This is a genomic window from Chitinophaga sancti (assembly GCF_034424315.1).
In the GTDB taxonomy this organism is placed as follows: Bacteria; Bacteroidota; Bacteroidia; order Chitinophagales; family Chitinophagaceae; genus Chitinophaga; species Chitinophaga sancti.
Map to the genome: position 1 here is coordinate 6,394,035 of NZ_CP139972.1, position 17,134 is coordinate 6,411,168.

Consider the following 17,134-nt stretch of genomic DNA (forward strand, 5'->3'; position numbering starts at 1 on the left):
TTCATTATTATTTCCCACAATCTATACTGCTCCACAAAAAACTGAAAAGCATGAAAGTAAAAGTTTCATTACTTGCTGCACTGCTGATTGCAACGATGGCCGTTGTTGCACAAGCACAGCCAAGACCGCAGTGGTCCAAAAAACAAGCTCAGAAATGGTATCAATCACATGCGTGGCAACGTGGTGCCAACTTTATTCCCAGTACTGCTATCAACCAGCTGGAAATGTGGCAGGCAGCTTCTTTCGACACTGCTACCATCAGCCGTGAGCTTGGTTATGCTGCTTCTATTGGTCTGAATTCCATGCGCGTATTCCTGCATCATGCTGCCTGGGAGCAGGATCCAAAAGGATTCAAAGGCCGTATGAATACTTACCTCAGTATTGCTGACCGCTACGGTATTTCTACCATCTTCGTACTCTTTGACGACTGCTGGAATAAAACTTATGCAATTGGTACACAGCCAGCACCAAAACCAGGGATCCACAATTCCGGATGGTTACAGGATCCGGGTATCCGCAGAGAGAGTTCAACACAGCTGAACGATACCCTGCATAAATATGTAGTGGATGTAATGAGCACTTTCAGGAAAGACAAACGTATTTTCCTGTGGGATCTCTATAACGAACCAGGCAACTCAGACTATGGTGAGAAGAGCCTGCCATTATTAAAATTAGTATTCACCTGGGGCAGAGAAGCTAATACAGCACAGCCTATCAGCTCAGGTGTATGGAATAAAAGTCTCACAAAGCTGAACGAATACCAGCTGAACAACTCTGATGTGATCACCTATCACAACTATGCTGACGAAAAGGAACACCAGGAAGTAATCGACACCCTGCGCAAGTATGGTCGTCCCCTGATCTGCACTGAATACATGGCCCGTGCCCGTAACAGCTTCTTCGCGACCATTATGCCGCTCCTGAAAAAGGAAAATGTAGCTGCTTACAACTGGGGTCTCGTATCCGGAAAGACCAACACTATTTATGCCTGGGATACACCTATGCCTGACGGAGCAGAACCTAAAGTTTGGTTCCACGACATCTTCAGACAAGACGGAACGCCTTACAGCACAGAAGAGATCACGGTGATCAAATCTCTGACAGGGAAAAACTAGGATCAATAAACTTCGATTAAAAAATTAGAACGTGGAGCAAGCTAAACTTAACGCTTATTGCCAGCAGCATTTTGATCAGGAACCAATTATGGTAAGAGCTGCAGGACGCATTAATCTCATTGGAGAACATACGGATTACAACAATGGATTCGTATTACCTGCCGCTATTGACAAAGCTATCTACCTCGCCATTATCAAGCGCAACGACAACAAAATTGTGATGCATGCACTGGATGTAAATGATTCTTACACCGGGTCGTTGGATAAACTGGAACGTACGAAACAGCATTGGCCTGATTATCTGCTGGGCGTTGTGCAGCAATTGCAGCAGGGAGGTCATATCATCGGCGGGTTTGAATGTGCATTTTGCGGTAATGTTCCCCTGGGCGCCGGCCTCTCATCCTCCGCAGCACTTGAATGTGCTACCGTATTTGGTCTGAACGAACTGTTCAGCCTTGGCCTGGGCCGCAAAGAAATGGCGCTCCTGTCACAGGCTGCCGAAAACCAGTTCGTAGGTGTTCGTTGTGGTATCATGGACCAGTTTGCCAGCATGTTCGGTAAGAAACAGCAGCTGATTAAACTGGATTGCGGCTCTCTTGAATACGAATACATCCCATTCAACTTTGACGATGTCAACCTCGTTCTGCTGGATACACAGGTGAAGCACTCCCTGGCAAGCTCCGAATATAATACCCGCCGTGCTGAATGTGAGCAGGGTGTAGCCTGGGTAAAGGTACACCATCCACATGTGAACAGCCTGCGCGATGTAAGTATGGATATGCTGGATGCCTACGTAAAAGGTAAGAATGCAACCGTATATAACCGTTGCCGCTATGTAGTGGAAGAAATTCAGCGTTTACAGGATGCCTGTATTGACCTGCAGAATGACGACCTTACATCATTTGGTAAAAAGGTATTTGCTACACACGAAGGCCTCGATAAGCTGTATAATGTAAGCTGCCCTGAACTGAACTGGCTGGCAGAATTTGCTGCCGGTGAAAATGGTGTACTGGGTGCACGTATGATGGGTGGCGGCTTTGGCGGCTGTACCATCAACATCGTGAAGAAAACGGCTGTTCCAGCCCTGCTGGAAAGAGCTGCTGCCGGTTACAAACAACAGTTCAATACTACATTGAAAGCATACGTGACCAGCATTGAAGATGGTTGCCGTACTGTGAACAATCTGGTGAATAATTAAAAATATACCATTCTGTCTGGGTTTGGATCAACAGTAATACGCAGTATTTTTCCTGTTACTTTCGATCCAATCCCAGATATCCTTGTCAAGTGAAATCACTAAGAGCAATGTCTGAAAATACCTTTGATCTGACTTCCCATCCCCATACCCGACTGAATATCCTGACCGGCGAATGGGTACTCGTTTCTCCTCACCGTTCCAAAAGACCATGGCAGGGAAAAGTAGAAGCGCCTGCGCAGGTACAACGTCCTTCTTATGTAGAAGACTGTTACCTGTGTCCAACCAATACACGTGCTGACGGCAGCAAAAATGAAGCGTATACAGGGCCAATCGCCTTTACAAACGACTTCTCCGCATTATTGTCCAACACGCCATCCGGCGATGTGGATGAAGATGGTCTGCTGGTTGCACAATCACAGCGTGGCCTTTGCCGTGTGATCTGTTTCAGCCCAAGGCATGACCTCACACTTCCTGAAATGGAAGTTCCTGCTATCCGCCAGGTGGTAGACCTGTGGGCGAAAGAATACGAAGCGCTAAAAGCAGTAGACTACATTAAATACATCCAGATCTTCGAAAACAAAGGAGATATTATGGGTTGTAGTAATCCACATCCACACGGACAGATCTGGGCATCAGAGAATGTACCGATGGAGCTGGAAAAAGAAACCCGCCAGCAGAAACTGTATTTTGACAAACATGGCAAAAGCCTGCTGTCTGCCTACCTTGATAAAGAGGTAAAAGAACAGGTAAGGATCATTGCTGAAAATGCACACTTCGTGGCACTGGTGCCTTTCTGGGCAGTATGGCCATACGAAGCAATGATCATCAGCCGTCGTCATGTACAGTCTGTAACGCAATTCAATGAAGAAGAAAAGACAGGACTGGCAGATATTTTGAAACAACTGACCATCCGTTACGATAACTTATTTGAAACTTCTTTCCCGTATTCAGCCGGTATGCACCAGGCACCGGTGAATGATGGTAGTGAACATCCTGAATGGCATTGGCATATGCATTTTTATCCGCCATTACTGCGCTCCGCGACAGTGAAGAAATTCATGGTAGGGTACGAGATGCTGGCAAATCCACAAAGGGATATTACGCCAGAATTTGCGGCTGAAAGGCTAAGGACTTTGTCTGCAGTCCATTATAAAAGCAGGCAACTCGTTTAAACTATATGTTTTTTTTGTTTTTTTTGATCCAATGTGTGTAGGGGCGGCCTTTAGGCGGCCCCTTTCGTTTGTTAGATCCTTACCCTTACACCCCCATAGTAGTTGCGCAGGGTAGCAGGATTGAAGTATCGGTTGCCGACGGCATTCAGGTCATTGCCCAGGCTATAGAACCGGTTCAGGATATTATCTGCACCTGCATAGAGGGTAATATGCTTCATCAGCTGCCAGCTTACTTTCCCTTGCAATAAATGATATTGTTTTGCGTACGCAGTATTTGCATCATCCAGAGGCAGTTTGTCTGTGAATGCGTATTGTGCATATACGGAGAGATGTGCCGGCAGGTTGGCCAGCAATCCGGCATTGGCTGCATGACGGGGAACACCGGTGAGGGCATTGCCTGAAAGGTTCTTGCCGGCTACGTTGTAGTCACTGAATATGAAATGACTGTAAGCATAGCTGGCATTGAGCTGTAACCACTTTGTCAACCATGTCATGCCTTGCAGTTCAATTCCTTTTTGTGTTGTACCACCTGCATTGATAAAGTATTCAGTACCGTCATCGTGTAGTTGACGAACAATTGCATCCTGCAGCTTATAATAGAAAACCGCCGCATCCAGCTGGTATTGATGACGAAGCCCCTGCAGGCGGAAGCCGGCTTCGTAATTCCAGCCTGTTTCAGCCTGTAAAGTGGTATTGATGACATTATCAGTCGGCCGTACCTCTGCAATAGAAGGAGGGGAGTATCCTTTGCTTAGGGAGGCACGTACAGACCATTGAGGGAGGATTAAGTAAGATAAAGAGATGCGGGGCATCAGTTGAGGATCGAATTGCTTCTTTCCCTGTTCAAAGCGGTATTTAAAATAGTTCGCACTCAGTGCGGCTTCTACGATCCATTGTGAACCGGGGCGCAGGGAGAGGCTGGTGAAAAAGAAATGCTGGCTGGCAGTGATATTGCTGGCTGCCTGCACGGTATCTCTTTTGCCTTTGTTATTGCCATAGTTTACAATGTCCGAACCGGTTTGTGACCATTCCACTCCGGCGGTCCAGTCCAGGTGGATATTGGTGCCATTGATGGGCTGATCCTGCAGGGCGATGTAAGTACGTGCGCCGGCAGTATTTTCGTCTCTGGCTTCGAAGTTGGTAATAAAGGGGTTTTCGAAATGGGTATTGATCCCATAGATGCTGAGTACATGTTTCCAGTGTGTGGATAACTGTGCCGTGTGTACCAGGCCACCTAAAGCTGTTTTGTTGCGGATACCTGCATGTTGTTCAATAGCCCCGGGCAGGGTAGCAGTAGCGGGTCGTGCGGCATGGGGATCAGCACTTGCCTGGGCGGCGTTAAGGCCTCCGGGGGTGCGATAATCCATATCACTATAGAATGCAATCAGTTTAAGGTTGTTATGCGGGTTATATTGCCATTGCTGGGCAGTTTGTACATAATATCTTTTTAAGGCGCTATTCTGGCGATATCCGTCGGTGCGCTGTATGCCTTCGTATATATTGAGCTTGTATTTGTTCCATTGTTTTTGCCAGCCGCCTTCTTCATGGAAAAGGCCATAACTGCCAGCCTGTATATCTGCTTTCAGACGGGCGGTATCTGGTTGCGTGCCGGCAGGGTGGAGGAGTAGCACGCCCCCTGAGTTAGCCCCGAACTGGCTGCCATCAGGACCTTTCAATACTTCAATGCCTGTGAAGGCGCCGGCATCGGAGAGGTTCAGGTAGGTATTGCCACCTGCATCGGTAAAAGGGATTTCGTCTATATAGACTTTTACATTCCTGATCCCGAAGGGAGAGCGTAATAAACTGCCTCTCAGGGATAAACGATAACTACCGGGGCTACGCTCCTCCATTCGTACTCCCGGAACGTTGTTCAGCGTGGGAATGAGCGTGGTGCCCTGTTGTAATGATAGCTGTTTTTCTGTGATGACTGCGCTGCTGGATGGCACCTGTAGAAATGAGTATTTTTTGCCCGGATAGGCCATGACCTGAACTTCAGGAAGTAGTGTAGTGTCTGCGGGTTTTTGTGCATATGCAGACAGCGACAAGAGGCAGGTTAAGCAAGGCAGAATAAGGCGTGTCATGAACCAAATCTAGTTATTCTAGAATTGGTAGCAAAACTGTGGCCAATGAGCCGTGTACCGGTTTGATTTTTTTTATTTTTCAAAAACTATCCGAATCTTCTGCCCGGTAATGATAGATTTTTTTAAAAAATACCTGCACATATTTGGAAATGTAAAACAGGTTAGCGTATATTTGTCTACAGAATCGGTGGACTAATAGAAACCGATACAAATCGCAGGAATTTTGTTTGCTATAAGCTGTAAATAGAAAAAGAAATGCCGGACAGGTTTGCGGGGCAAGGTATGTTGCAGATTTATTGGTGGTAAATTATAATGTAACGTATCCCCCCGCGCCGCTGGCATATTAGCATCCTGCACTGATACAACATCTGAACAAAATTACTTTTTATAAGATAGTGAATACTTCCTTTAGCAAAATAGGTGTCCCGATCCGGATATCGATCTGGAATGGATTATTTAAAAGCTAAAAAAATTTTCCTGATAACATATGGAATTGTTTTAACCCGGCATCTCTATTGTAAATGTTCAACACATGAATACAACAAACATTTACAATGCAGACTTCCTCGACATTCTCTTCGAGGGCCGTAACAAAGAATACGGTGCATATGAACTCCGCAGAAGTGAGGACAGGCGTGTTCGCAGAGCCTTGATAGGCACAGTTTCTATCGCTTTGGTAATAGTAGGTGGATATGTATTGAGTGATAAGCTTTTTGCAGCGTCAATGCATATACGAAATGAACCTATGGTTAAAGAAACTATATTAACGAATTTGCATACTCCGGACGACAAGGTTATTCCTCCTCCTCCTGCTCCTCCTACACCACCACCGCCGGCCGTTTCATCCGTGAAGATTACCCCACCTATTATTACGCGTGATGACCTGGTGCGCGCTGAAGATGAAGTTGTGAGACTTGATAGTATTGGCAACAAATCTGTTGGTGTCGCTAACATTCAGGGAGATGATATCAATGGTCGTGATATCCCTTCATTATTAGGAGGTGATGGTCCTGGTAATAATGTCGTGGAAGCACCTGTGGTAGAAAGGGAAACAATACTTTGCTTTGTTGAAATGATGCCTACCTTTCCCGGTGGTGAAGACGCGCTGCTTAAATTTCTTCGTGATAACGTGAAATATCCGCATGTGGCACAGGAAAATGAAATACAGGGAACCGTATTCGTACAGTTTGTAGTAGACAAGGAAGGCAACATCAATGATGTAAAAACAATTGGTGCTACCAAAGGAGGTGGTCTTGAAGAGGAATCCATCCGCGTGGTAAAGAAAATGCCTAAGTGGAAACCTGGCAAACAAAACAATCAAAAAGTAAGTGTGCAGTATAACCTCCCTATCAGATATACCCTGCAAAATTAATCTTCAGTGCCCGGCCCCAAAGCATGATCATTTTTTGAGATACTAATTACTTTTTACCTGAACCTATTGTTCAATTAACGTTTGCTCAATTGCAACGAGGGGGGAATCCTTTGCGTGCCACGGCTATATGCCGTGGCATATTTTTTCGCGAGTTTTTCTATTAAACTTTGTAACTATTTTATACTACTTTTATCTCCCGGTTAGCTAAGGGTCATTTAAAATTAGTAAAATCAGTTATGGAAGCACCGGTAAATAACACTCTACAGTTGTTTAAGAATTTGGTTGGCACCAAGTTCCAGTTATACAACAGCCTTTTTACTGCGCTACCTTTCCATAAGGTGGAGAAGACCGGGGTATTTCTCTCTTTATTCCTGATTCACTGTGAAGAAGGATACGGTAAGGAGAAAAGCCCGCAGGAAATTCTCACATCTTTTTTCGAGCAGTATACGAATGCAACAGAACAGCAACAAATTGATATGCTGTTCCGGTTTGTGCAGTATGCAGAACGTCAGGTCGTATTGTTCGATGCACTGGAAGATGCAGCATTCCGTCATATTCATGACATGAATGGAACGGGTTCGCTCAGTCACCTCGAATCTGAGGTGATGGCCGAGCAAAAACAGGATCAACTGGCAGCGAAGTTGCAGGACTTCTCGGTACGTCTTGTACTGACAGCCCATCCCACACAATTCTATCCAGGTAATGTATTAAGTATTATCAACGACCTGTCAAGGGCTTTGATCAATGATAATACTGCTCAGGTGGATTCGTACCTTAAGCAGTTGGGTAAGACTCCTTTCTTCAAGAAGGAGAAGCCTACACCATATGACGAGGCTATCAGCCTGGTCTGGTTCCTTGAAAATACGTTCTATACCGCTGCCGGTAAGATCGTATCCCGTCTTAAATCTCATTTCCCCGCAGCTATCAATGGTAATAACCCGGTGATCCGCATGGGCTTCTGGCCTGGTGGTGACCGTGATGGTAATCCATTTGTAAATGCAGACATTACCCTGCGTGTGGCGGATGCACTGCGCGGTGGTATTATAAAATGTTATTACCTGGATGTACGCCGTCTCAAGCGCCGCCTGACTTTCAAAGGCATCGAAAATGAGCTGGCTGCACTGGAGCAACAATTATATAGCAATCTCTTTATCCCGGGGCATAAAACAAACCTGAGCCGCCAGGATATTCTCGATACCCTGTACAGGGTGCGTATCATCCTCATCGAGGACAATAACGCCCTGTTCCTCGGCCTGCTCGATGACCTCATTACAAGGGTTGAGCTGTTCGGATTGTTCTTTGCCACCCTGGACGTTCGTCAGGACAGCTCCGTACACGGACCACTCCTGGCTAAGATAGCAGCGGGATCTGAGCTTTTGCCGGATAACTACGCAGACCTGGGTGATGAAGAAAAAATCAGCGCGCTGCTGAAAGTAAAGAAAGCAGCTGATCCTGCTATCGTAGAAGAAGGGCTGCAACAGGATACCCTGGCAACCATCAAAGCGATCAAAACTATCCAGACTGCAAACGGAGAGTTTGGTTGTCACCGTTATATCATCAGTCATACTACCAGTGCATTGGATGTAATGGAAGTATATGGCCTGTTCCTGCTCAGCGGCTGGAAGAACGAAGACCTGAGCGTAGATATCGTTCCGCTCTTCGAAACCATCGAGGACTTACGCCATGCCGGTGAGGTAATGCGTTCCCTGTATGCGAACGAAGAGTACAGGAAGCACCTGAGACAGCGCTATAATAAGCAGACCATCATGCTCGGATTTTCCGACGGTACCAAGGATGGTGGTTACCTGATGGCTAACTGGTGCATTTACAAGGCGAAGGAAGAATTAAGTGCGATCTCTAAAGAATATGACATCAATGTAGTCTTCTTCGACGGTCGTGGCGGTCCTCCAGCAAGAGGTGGTGGAAAAACCCATCAGTTCTATGCATCTATGGGCCGCAACATTGCGAACAAGGAAATTCAGTTAACGATTCAGGGTCAGACCATTAGTTCCAATTTCGGAACAGTGGATTCTGCACAGTTTAATATCGAACAGTTGGTGCATGCGGGTATTGCTAACGAACTGTTTTCCAGCCGTGAAAAGACGCTGACTGATGAGCAGGAAGCGTTATTGCAGGAGCTGGCAGATGCAGGTTTTGACTCTTTCAGTGAACTGAAAGTGCATCCTGACTTCCTGGATTACCTGAACTACGCCAGTCCGCTGCGCTACTATGCCGAGACGAATATTGGCAGCCGTCCTTCCAAAAGGAATGGAGCGGGCAAGCTGAACCTGAATGACCTGAGGGCCGTACCTTATGTAGGTGCATGGAGCCAGATCAAACAGAACGTTCCGGGATTCTATGGCGTAGGTTATGGCCTGGAGAAGATGGAAAAAGATGGTAAATGGGAACAACTGCAGGATCTGTACAAGAACTCCCTGTTCTTCCGTACCCTGCTGGACAACTGTGAGATGGCGATGAAGAAGTGTTATTTCCCGCTCACCGCCGCCTATAAGAACCACCCGCAGTTCGGCGAAATCTGGACCATCATCCACGATGAATTCCAGCGTACCCGTACTTACCTGCTGAAACTGACAGGACACTCCGACCTGATGTCTCATTACCCGACAGACCAATTGTCTATACAGATGCGTGAGCGTATCGTACTGCCTTTACTCACAATCCAGCAGTATGCATTAACCCGCATTCGTGAGATGAATGAAGCTGGAAACGGGGATGGATTGAAAGAAATCTTCGAGAAATTAGTCGTGAGATGTTCGTTCGGGATCATCAATGCGGGCAGAAACTCTGCATAGAATTAATTTTAATAAGTTAGAAAGCCGGATTGATCATCCGGCTTTTTTTGTAATTTACCCCATAACCCAAAATCTAACATCGTATGCATTTAACAGCCCGGGAACAGGAAAAATTGTTGCTCTTTTTGGCTGGTGAACTGGCCGAAAAGCGCAAGGCCAGAGGGGTAAAACTGAACTATCCTGAAGCCATTGCGCTGATCAGCAGCCGTCTGCAGGAAGGTGCGAGAGACGGGCAATCCGTGGCGCAGCTCATGCAGTATGGTGCTACCATCCTCACCCGCGAAGACGTAATGGAAGGAGTGCCGGAAATGATAGACGAGATCCAGATTGAAGCTACTTTTCCAGATGGCACCAAGCTGGTGACTGTACACCACCCCATCAGATAATACCAAAATCTATGTTATGATTCCCGGAGAATACTTTATTAAGCCCGGTCATATCAACGCCAATGAAGGCCGTGATACTGCCACCATCACCGTGGTGAACACCGGCGACAGACCTGTACAAATCGGATCTCACACGCATTTTTTCGAGGTCAACCGCATGCTTTCCTTTGACCGCAAAGCCGCTTTTGGCAAGCGCGTGAACATTATGGCAGGTACTGCCGTACGCTTTGAACCCGGCGAAGAAAAGACGGTGGAACTTGTGAACCTGGGCGGTGCCAGGAATGCTTATGGCATGAACAACCTGGTGAATGGTACAACGACTACCGCCATCTCGGAGACACAAGCCATGAAGAAAATTAATGACGGCCACTTTAAAAATAATCCCTCATGAGCCTCCGGATCAACAGAACGCGCTACGCTGCCATGTATGGCCCTACCACCGGCGACCAGGTGAGACTGGGAGATACTGATATCATCATTGAAATAGAAAAAGACTTTACTGTATACGGAGATGAAGCCAAATTCGGCGGGGGTAAAACCATCCGCGACGGAATGGCGCAATCCTCCACAGCTACCCGCAATGAAGGGGTGCTGGATATGGTGATCACCAGTGTGATGATCATTGATCACTGGGGCATTGTAAAAGCAGATATCGGCATCAAAGATGGCCGCATTGTGAAAATAGGGAAAGCCGGCAATCCCGATACCATGGATGGAGTAGATCCTGACATGGTTATCGGCGCCAGTACAGAAGTGCATGGTGGGGCGGGCTTGATCGCCACTGCCGGGGGCATTGATACGCATATTCACTTCATCAGCCCACAGCAGATCACCCATGCCCTGCATAGCGGCATTACAACCATGATTGGTGGGGGAACCGGCCCTGCTGATGGTACGAATGCAACGACAGTGACACCCGGTGCCTGGTTTATTCGCAAGATGCTGGAAGCGGCAGATGCTTTCCCGATGAACCTTGGTTTCCTGGGCAAGGGGAACTGTGCCACTGTAGAGCCCCTGAAAGAACAGCTGGAAGCAGGTGCACTGGGCCTGAAGATCCATGAAGACTGGGGGGCCACACCTGCAGTGATAGATGCCTCCCTGAAAGTGGCAGATCAATACGATGTACAGGTGGCCATCCATACAGATACACTGAATGAATCCGGGTTCCTGGAAGATACCATTCAGGCGATCGATGGCCGTGTGATCCATACCTATCACACGGAAGGAGCTGGTGGCGGGCACGCACCGGATATTATCAAGGCGGCGATGTACCCGAATATCCTGCCATCGTCTACCAATCCGACCAGGCCCTATACCGTGAATACTATCGATGAGCACCTGGATATGCTCATGGTATGTCATCACCTGGATAAAAGTGTGCCGGAGGACGTGTCATTTGCTGATAGCCGTATTCGCCCGGAGACGATTGCTGCGGAAGATATTCTGCATGACCTGGGTGTATTCAGTATGATGAGTTCTGACTCGCAGGCCATGGGCCGTGTGGGTGAGGTGATCATCCGTACCTGGCAGACAGCGGATAAGATGAAAAAACAAAGGGGCTACCTGCCTGAAGATAAGGAGAACGACAATTTCAGGGCAAAGAGGTATGTTGCCAAGTATACAATCAATCCTGCTATCACCCATGGTATTTCGGAACATGTAGGATCACTGGAGGCTGGCAAACTGGCGGATATTGTGCTGTGGAAACCCGCGTTGTTCGGCGCTAAGCCGGAGATGATCATCAAAGGTGGTATGATCATTTGCAGCAGGATGGGAGATCCGAATGCATCTATTCCTACTCCACAGCCGGTGATCTACCGGGAGATGTTCGGGGCCTTTTCTAAAGCATTGCACCATACCTGTGTGACCTTTGTTTCGCAGGCTGCTGTGAATAATAACATTGCCGCTACTTATGGTCTGCAGAAGATTGTATTGCCGGTAAAGAACTGCCGGAATATTGGCAAGAAAGACCTGATCCACAATAACAGTACGCCGGATATCAAAGTAAATCCTGAAACATACGAAGTATCGGTAGATGGGAAAGTAGTCACCTGCGAGCCCGCTACTGTACTGCCATTAGCTCAACGTTATTTTCTATTCTAAATGATCCTGATTAATTCGATACAGGGGAATGTGCAATCTTTTGACCCTGGCGCACGGGTCCTGGATCTCTTGCAGCTGGAATGGTTTGAGACAGGCAAAAAGATCATGCGTCGTCATACCCGTGATGGGCGTGAAATAGGCTGGAAGGTGGTGAAAGAATTACCCGTTTTGCAGGATGGAGATATTCTATGGAAGGATGATCATACCCTCATTGCCGTAAGTATATTGCCCGCTGCTGCAATTGTGCTCAAACCGCTTAGTATGCTGGATATGGCGACGATCTGTTACGAGATAGGCAACAAGCACCTGCCTTTGTTTATTGTAAATGAAGAAGTATTGGTGCCTTACGAAGATCCCTTATTTCGCTGGCTGGAAGCTAAAGGATATGCGCCCAGGCAGGAACAGCGGGTATTGACAAATATGCTGCGCAGTAATGTGCTGCCACATGAACATGGATCAGGCACTACACTGTTCAGTAAAATACTGCAGCTGACTACTAAATCATAGGTCCTGTTACAGGTTGAATTATTATTTAGTTCTAAGAAAAAGATTCTTACTACCAAGTCTTAGTTATGCAAAACTGGTTGCCATACCTGTTGCACCTGTCCGATCCGGCACTACCGGTAGGTGCTTACTCTCATTCCAATGGGCTGGAAACCTATGTGCAGCAGGGGATCGTACACGATGCAACAAGCGCGGGTACTTACATCCGCAATATGCTGGAATATAATTTTATTTACAATGATGGTTTCTTTGCATGGCAGGGCTATATGGCTGCTGCGGCAGGAGATTTGTCTTTGTTGCTGGAACTGGATGAGGAATGTACTGCATTGAAATCATCCATGGAAATGCGACAGGCCAGTCAGAAACTGGGCTTGCGTTTGCTGAAGTTGATGATGCCATTGACTAAGCATGCATTTGCAAAAGAATATGCTTCACAAACAACGGGTCATTATTGTTTAGTATTTGGCGTATATGCTTACCTGCTGGGTATTCCATTGGAAGAAGCGATGGTTGCATTCTATTACAATGCAGCTACGGGGATGGTCACGAATTGTGTGAAACTGGTACCATTGGGTCAACAGCAGGGGCAGGAAATATTATATAGTTTATTACCCTTATTATCTTCATGGGCAGCTAAGACGCAATTGATTCCACGTGAGCTGGCAGGCCGCTGCAGCCCTGCATTTGATATTAGTTGTATGCAGCACGAAAAATTATATTCAAGGTTATACATGTCGTAAATGGAGAACAGAAAATATATAAAAATTGGGGTAGCCGGACCGGTTGGTGCGGGTAAAACTGCTTTGATAGAACGCTTATCCCGTCAGCTGCACGAGACATATAGCCTGGCGGTGATCACGAATGATATTTATACAAAAGAGGATGCGGAATTCCTCATGAAAAATAGCCTGTTGCCTGCGGCACGCATCATCGGTGTGGAAACAGGTGGTTGTCCGCATACAGCTATCCGTGAGGATGCCAGTATGAACCTGGAGGCGGTAGATGAGATGGTATCCCGTTTTCCGGATGTGGAGATCATCTTTATTGAGAGTGGGGGAGATAACCTCTCTGCTACTTTTAGTCCTGACCTGGCAGATGTGACCATCTTCGTGATTGATGTGGCAGAAGGAGATAAGATTCCCCGTAAGGGCGGGCCGGGTATTACCCGTTCTGACTTGTTAGTGATCAACAAAATTGACCTGGCTCCCTATGTAAATGCGAGCCTGGAAGTGATGGAAAGAGATGCTTTGAAAATGCGGGGAGACCGGCCATTTATATTCACCAACCTGATGTCTTTACAGGGATTGGAACAGGTTATTGACTGGATCAAAAAGTACGCGCTACTGGAATCATAATGTATAGTGAGTTACAAATAAATACTGCAGCACGGAATAGCAGTACATACCTGCAACACTGCTATTTTACCCGCCCTTTCAAGGTGGCGGATATCAGCGGGCAACATGCGCCGGCATTACATCTGACCCTGATGAGTGCTTCGCCCGGCATCCTGGATGGTGATGAATATGATATGAAAGTGAATGTGGCTGCCGGCACCAGTCTGCATTTGTACACTCAATCTTATCAGCGCATCTTCCAGATGAAATCTGGTGCAAAGCAGTCGTTTTCGGTGCAAGTAGGTGCTGGCAGTAGTTTTTTTTATTTACCACATCCCAGTGTGCCGCATGAAAATGCGGTATTCACCGCTGTGAATAAGATCCGGATGGAGAAGGATAGTCGTTTGCTGTGGGGGGAGATCATCACCTGTGGTAGGAAACTGAGTGGGGAGATATTTCGTTGTCGTCATTTTCAGAGTACCACAGAGGTCCGGTATGAGGGCAGGCTGGTATTCAAGGATGTGACTTTGCTGGAGCCGGCACAGATCCCGGCGGGGGAGATGGGGCAGTGGGAGGGATATACGCACCAGGCCTCATTGTATTGGCAGGATTTGTCAGCAGATATGGAGGAGATGGCAGCAACCGTATATGACCTTTTGTCCGCAGAGGCGGGCGTCAGGGGTGGTGTATCGAGAACGGCTGCGGGAGCTTTGCTGGTAAGGGTTTTAGGGCAGGGAGGGGAGCAGCTTTACCAGCTATTTAAAAAGATAGCATTGTTAGCTGGTGAAGAAAGAAGACTTTAAAATGATCATGGTATGAATATGGAGCTACAGTTGCTCATTATCACGGCGTTGACTATCAGTACGCTGCATACGGTGACAGGACCGGATCATTACATTCCGTTCATTGCCCTGAGCAGGGTGAGAAACTGGTCAATAGGCAAAACGCTGGTATGGACACTGCTTTGCGGGGTGGCGCATGTGGGTAGTTCTGTGTTGCTGGGATTGCTGGGTATTGCGCTGGGCTGGTCTTTATCAAAGATCAGTGGCCTGGAAAACCTGCGGGGTGGTATTGCGGGATGGGCATTGCTGACATTTGGTGTGTTGTATACAATCTGGGGATTGAAGCGTGCCTGGCAAAACAGGGTGCACAAGCATTTTGATGTATACGACAACGGAGACATATATGTATATGAGCATAAACATGAACAAATCGTGTATCCGCAGGATCGGAGGAAGGTGACACCCTGGATTATGCTTATTATCTTTGGTCTTGGTCCATGTGAACCGTTGATACCCTTACTGACATATCCGGCCGCGCAACATTCTACTTACGCCATGGTATTGCTCATCGTGGTATTTACGCTCTTTACTTTATTGACAATGGTGGCGATGGTGCTGCTGGGGTATTATGGCTTTTCGCTACTGACTACCAGCAGGTTGGAGCGATATGTGCATGCATTGGGAGGATTCACCATTTTTATTTGTGGGTTAGGCATGGTGTGGCTGGGTTGGTAGCTAAAGAATTTTACTGGTACATATCATCGGGTGAATTGAATGTTTTCCCGATGCGCACATTGATTATGTACCATTCATAATTGATAATTCGTAATTTTACTCATCTTTTGGCTTTTACACGATAATTTATGGCACAAAGCGTTTTCGATTTTGGCATGATTGGTCTTGGCGTAATGGGAAGAAACCTGTTGCTGAACATGGCTGATCATGGCTTTTCCGTTATTGGTTTCGACAAGGATTCAACCAAGACCGGAGCACTGGAATCGGCTGCTACAGCTGGCACTACCGTGAAGGGAGTGGCTGAACTGGCAACCATGGTACAATTGCTGGAGCGTCCGCGCAAACTGATGATGCTGGTTCCCGCAGGGAAACCGGTAGATGATGTGATTGAATCACTGATCCCGCTGTTAGATAAGGGGGATGTGGTGATCGATGGCGGTAACTCTCATTATACTGATACCCTGCGCAGGGTGAAATATCTGCGTGAGAAGGGGCTTCATTTTATGGGTATCGGCGTATCCGGTGGTGAAAAGGGTGCCCGTACGGGTCCGAGCATCATGCCGGGTGGCGACAAGGAAGCATACGAAAAGGTAAGACCTATGCTGGAAGCAGTATCTGCCAAGGTAAACGGTACTCCTTGTGTAGCTTACCTGGGTAAGGAAGGAGCCGGCCATTATGTAAAAATGGTACATAATGGTATTGAATATTCCATCATGCAGCTGATCAGCGAAACTTATGCCCTGCTGAAGAAGGAAGGCCTGAGCAATGAGCAATTGCACGAAACATTCAAAAAATGGAATGACGGCGATCTGCAATCATTCCTTATCGAAATCACTGCGGACATCTTCCTGCAGAAAGATGATAAGACCAGTGCACACCTCGTAGATGTAATTTCTGACAAAGCTGGTTCCAAAGGAACTGGTAAGTGGACTTCACAGGATGCGATGGAACTGCCTGTAGCCGTACCAGTGATTGATACAGCAGTAGCTATGCGTACAGTGTCTGGCTACAAGGACGAGCGTGTGGAAGCTGCGAAGATTTACAGCTCTTCCGAATCAGCACCAGCATTGAGCGTAGAGCAGATTCACGATGCACTGAGCTTTGGGATCCTCCTGAGTTATGCACAGGGTCTGGCTATGCTGACACAGGCTTCCAAAGAACTGGAAATGGAAATTCCATTGCCGGAAGTAGTGAAAGTATGGAGAGGCGGTTGTATAATCCGTTCTACTCTCCTGGAAGTATTTACACGCGCATATGTGGCTAACCCGACCTTGCCAAACATCTTATTGAGTGAAGAGATTGCAGCTATCGTGAAGCAGGTAGTTGGTAATACCCGTGCTGTAGTAGCAAGTGCTGCGCAGTCAGGGGTAGCAGCAGCAGGTATTATGTCTGCACTGTCTTACTTCGATGCCTATCGTACAGCGCGTATGCCTACCAACCTGGTACAGGCACAGCGTGATTACTTTGGAGCACATACCTATCAGCGTATAGACCAACCCGGTACCTTCCATACCGTGTGGGGAGAATAAATAGTTGCGG

The 17,134-nt window shown here is 47.1% G+C and carries 15 protein-coding genes; 14 read left to right on the forward strand and 1 reads right to left on the reverse strand.

Features of this window, described 5'->3' with window-relative positions; translation table 11 throughout:
* Positions 1–50 precede the first annotated feature (50 nt).
* The 3 genes from U0033_RS25040 to U0033_RS25050 all read left to right on the forward strand — a co-directional run bounded on the left by U0033_RS25040 (position 51) and on the right by U0033_RS25050 (position 3,485).
* The gene (locus U0033_RS25040; RefSeq protein WP_083571512.1) at positions 51–1,115 is read left to right on the forward strand and encodes a glycoside hydrolase 5 family protein; all 1,065 of its coding nucleotides are present in this window, start codon (positions 51–53) and stop codon (positions 1,113–1,115) included.
* A gap of 31 nt (positions 1,116–1,146) precedes the next feature.
* On the forward strand, positions 1,147–2,313 hold the full coding sequence (gene galK, locus U0033_RS25045) for a galactokinase (RefSeq protein ID WP_072360370.1): 1,167 nt from the start codon (positions 1,147–1,149) through the stop codon (positions 2,311–2,313).
* A gap of 107 nt (positions 2,314–2,420) precedes the next feature.
* Positions 2,421–3,485 carry a UDP-glucose--hexose-1-phosphate uridylyltransferase gene (locus U0033_RS25050; RefSeq protein ID WP_072360372.1) on the forward strand — a complete coding sequence of 355 codons (1,065 nt, stop codon included), beginning with the start codon at positions 2,421–2,423 and terminating at the stop codon, positions 3,483–3,485.
* Between the two features lie 71 nt (positions 3,486–3,556).
* On the opposite strand, the gene U0033_RS25055 is transcribed toward U0033_RS25050, so the two are convergent.
* A complete protein-coding gene (locus U0033_RS25055; protein WP_072360374.1) occupies positions 3,557–5,566 on the reverse strand; it encodes a TonB-dependent receptor in 2,010 nt (669 codons plus the stop codon).
* Positions 5,567–6,098: 532 nt separating this feature from the next.
* Between U0033_RS25055 and U0033_RS25060 the strand changes: the two genes are divergently transcribed.
* The 11 genes from U0033_RS25060 to gndA all read left to right on the forward strand — a co-directional run bounded on the left by U0033_RS25060 (position 6,099) and on the right by gndA (position 17,124).
* Positions 6,099–6,938: an energy transducer TonB gene (locus U0033_RS25060; RefSeq protein ID WP_072360376.1), complete on the forward strand. Its 840-nt coding sequence runs from the start codon at positions 6,099–6,101 to the stop codon at positions 6,936–6,938.
* A gap of 236 nt (positions 6,939–7,174) precedes the next feature.
* Complete coding sequence (locus tag U0033_RS25065; protein ID WP_072360378.1) at positions 7,175–9,751, forward strand: phosphoenolpyruvate carboxylase; 2,577 nt, start codon at positions 7,175–7,177, stop codon at positions 9,749–9,751.
* Positions 9,752–9,834: 83 nt separating this feature from the next.
* Positions 9,835–10,137 carry an urease subunit gamma gene (gene ureA, locus U0033_RS25070; protein WP_072360380.1) on the forward strand — a complete coding sequence of 101 codons (303 nt, stop codon included), beginning with the start codon at positions 9,835–9,837 and terminating at the stop codon, positions 10,135–10,137.
* 16 nt (positions 10,138–10,153) lie between these two features.
* Positions 10,154–10,528, forward strand: a complete 375-nt coding sequence (gene ureB / locus U0033_RS25075; protein WP_072360382.1) for an urease subunit beta — start codon at positions 10,154–10,156, stop codon at positions 10,526–10,528.
* Complete coding sequence (ureC, locus tag U0033_RS25080; protein ID WP_072360384.1) at positions 10,525–12,240, forward strand: urease subunit alpha; 1,716 nt, start codon at positions 10,525–10,527, stop codon at positions 12,238–12,240. Before ureB ends, ureC begins: the two co-directional genes overlap by 4 nt.
* Entirely contained in the window at positions 12,241–12,747 is a 507-nt protein-coding gene (gene ureE, locus U0033_RS25085; RefSeq protein WP_083571513.1) for an urease accessory protein UreE, read from the forward strand. It begins immediately after the preceding gene.
* A 65-nt stretch (positions 12,748–12,812) separates the two neighbouring features.
* A complete protein-coding gene (locus U0033_RS25090) occupies positions 12,813–13,484 on the forward strand; it encodes an urease accessory protein UreF (RefSeq protein ID WP_072360386.1) in 672 nt (223 codons plus the stop codon).
* A complete protein-coding gene (gene ureG / locus U0033_RS25095) occupies positions 13,485–14,099 on the forward strand; it encodes an urease accessory protein UreG (protein ID WP_072360388.1) in 615 nt (204 codons plus the stop codon).
* A complete protein-coding gene (locus U0033_RS25100) occupies positions 14,099–14,881 on the forward strand; it encodes an urease accessory protein UreD (protein ID WP_072360391.1) in 783 nt (260 codons plus the stop codon). Before ureG ends, U0033_RS25100 begins: the two co-directional genes overlap by 1 nt.
* Before the next feature lie 12 nt (positions 14,882–14,893).
* Positions 14,894–15,595 (forward strand): urease accessory protein UreH domain-containing protein, encoded by a 702-nt coding sequence (locus tag U0033_RS25105; RefSeq protein WP_072360393.1) that lies wholly within the window; start codon positions 14,894–14,896, stop codon positions 15,593–15,595.
* A gap of 128 nt (positions 15,596–15,723) precedes the next feature.
* Positions 15,724–17,124, forward strand: coding sequence for an NADP-dependent phosphogluconate dehydrogenase (gndA, locus tag U0033_RS25110; protein ID WP_072360395.1), 1,401 nt, complete (start codon positions 15,724–15,726; stop codon positions 17,122–17,124).
* The last annotated feature ends 10 nt before the right edge of the window (positions 17,125–17,134 follow it).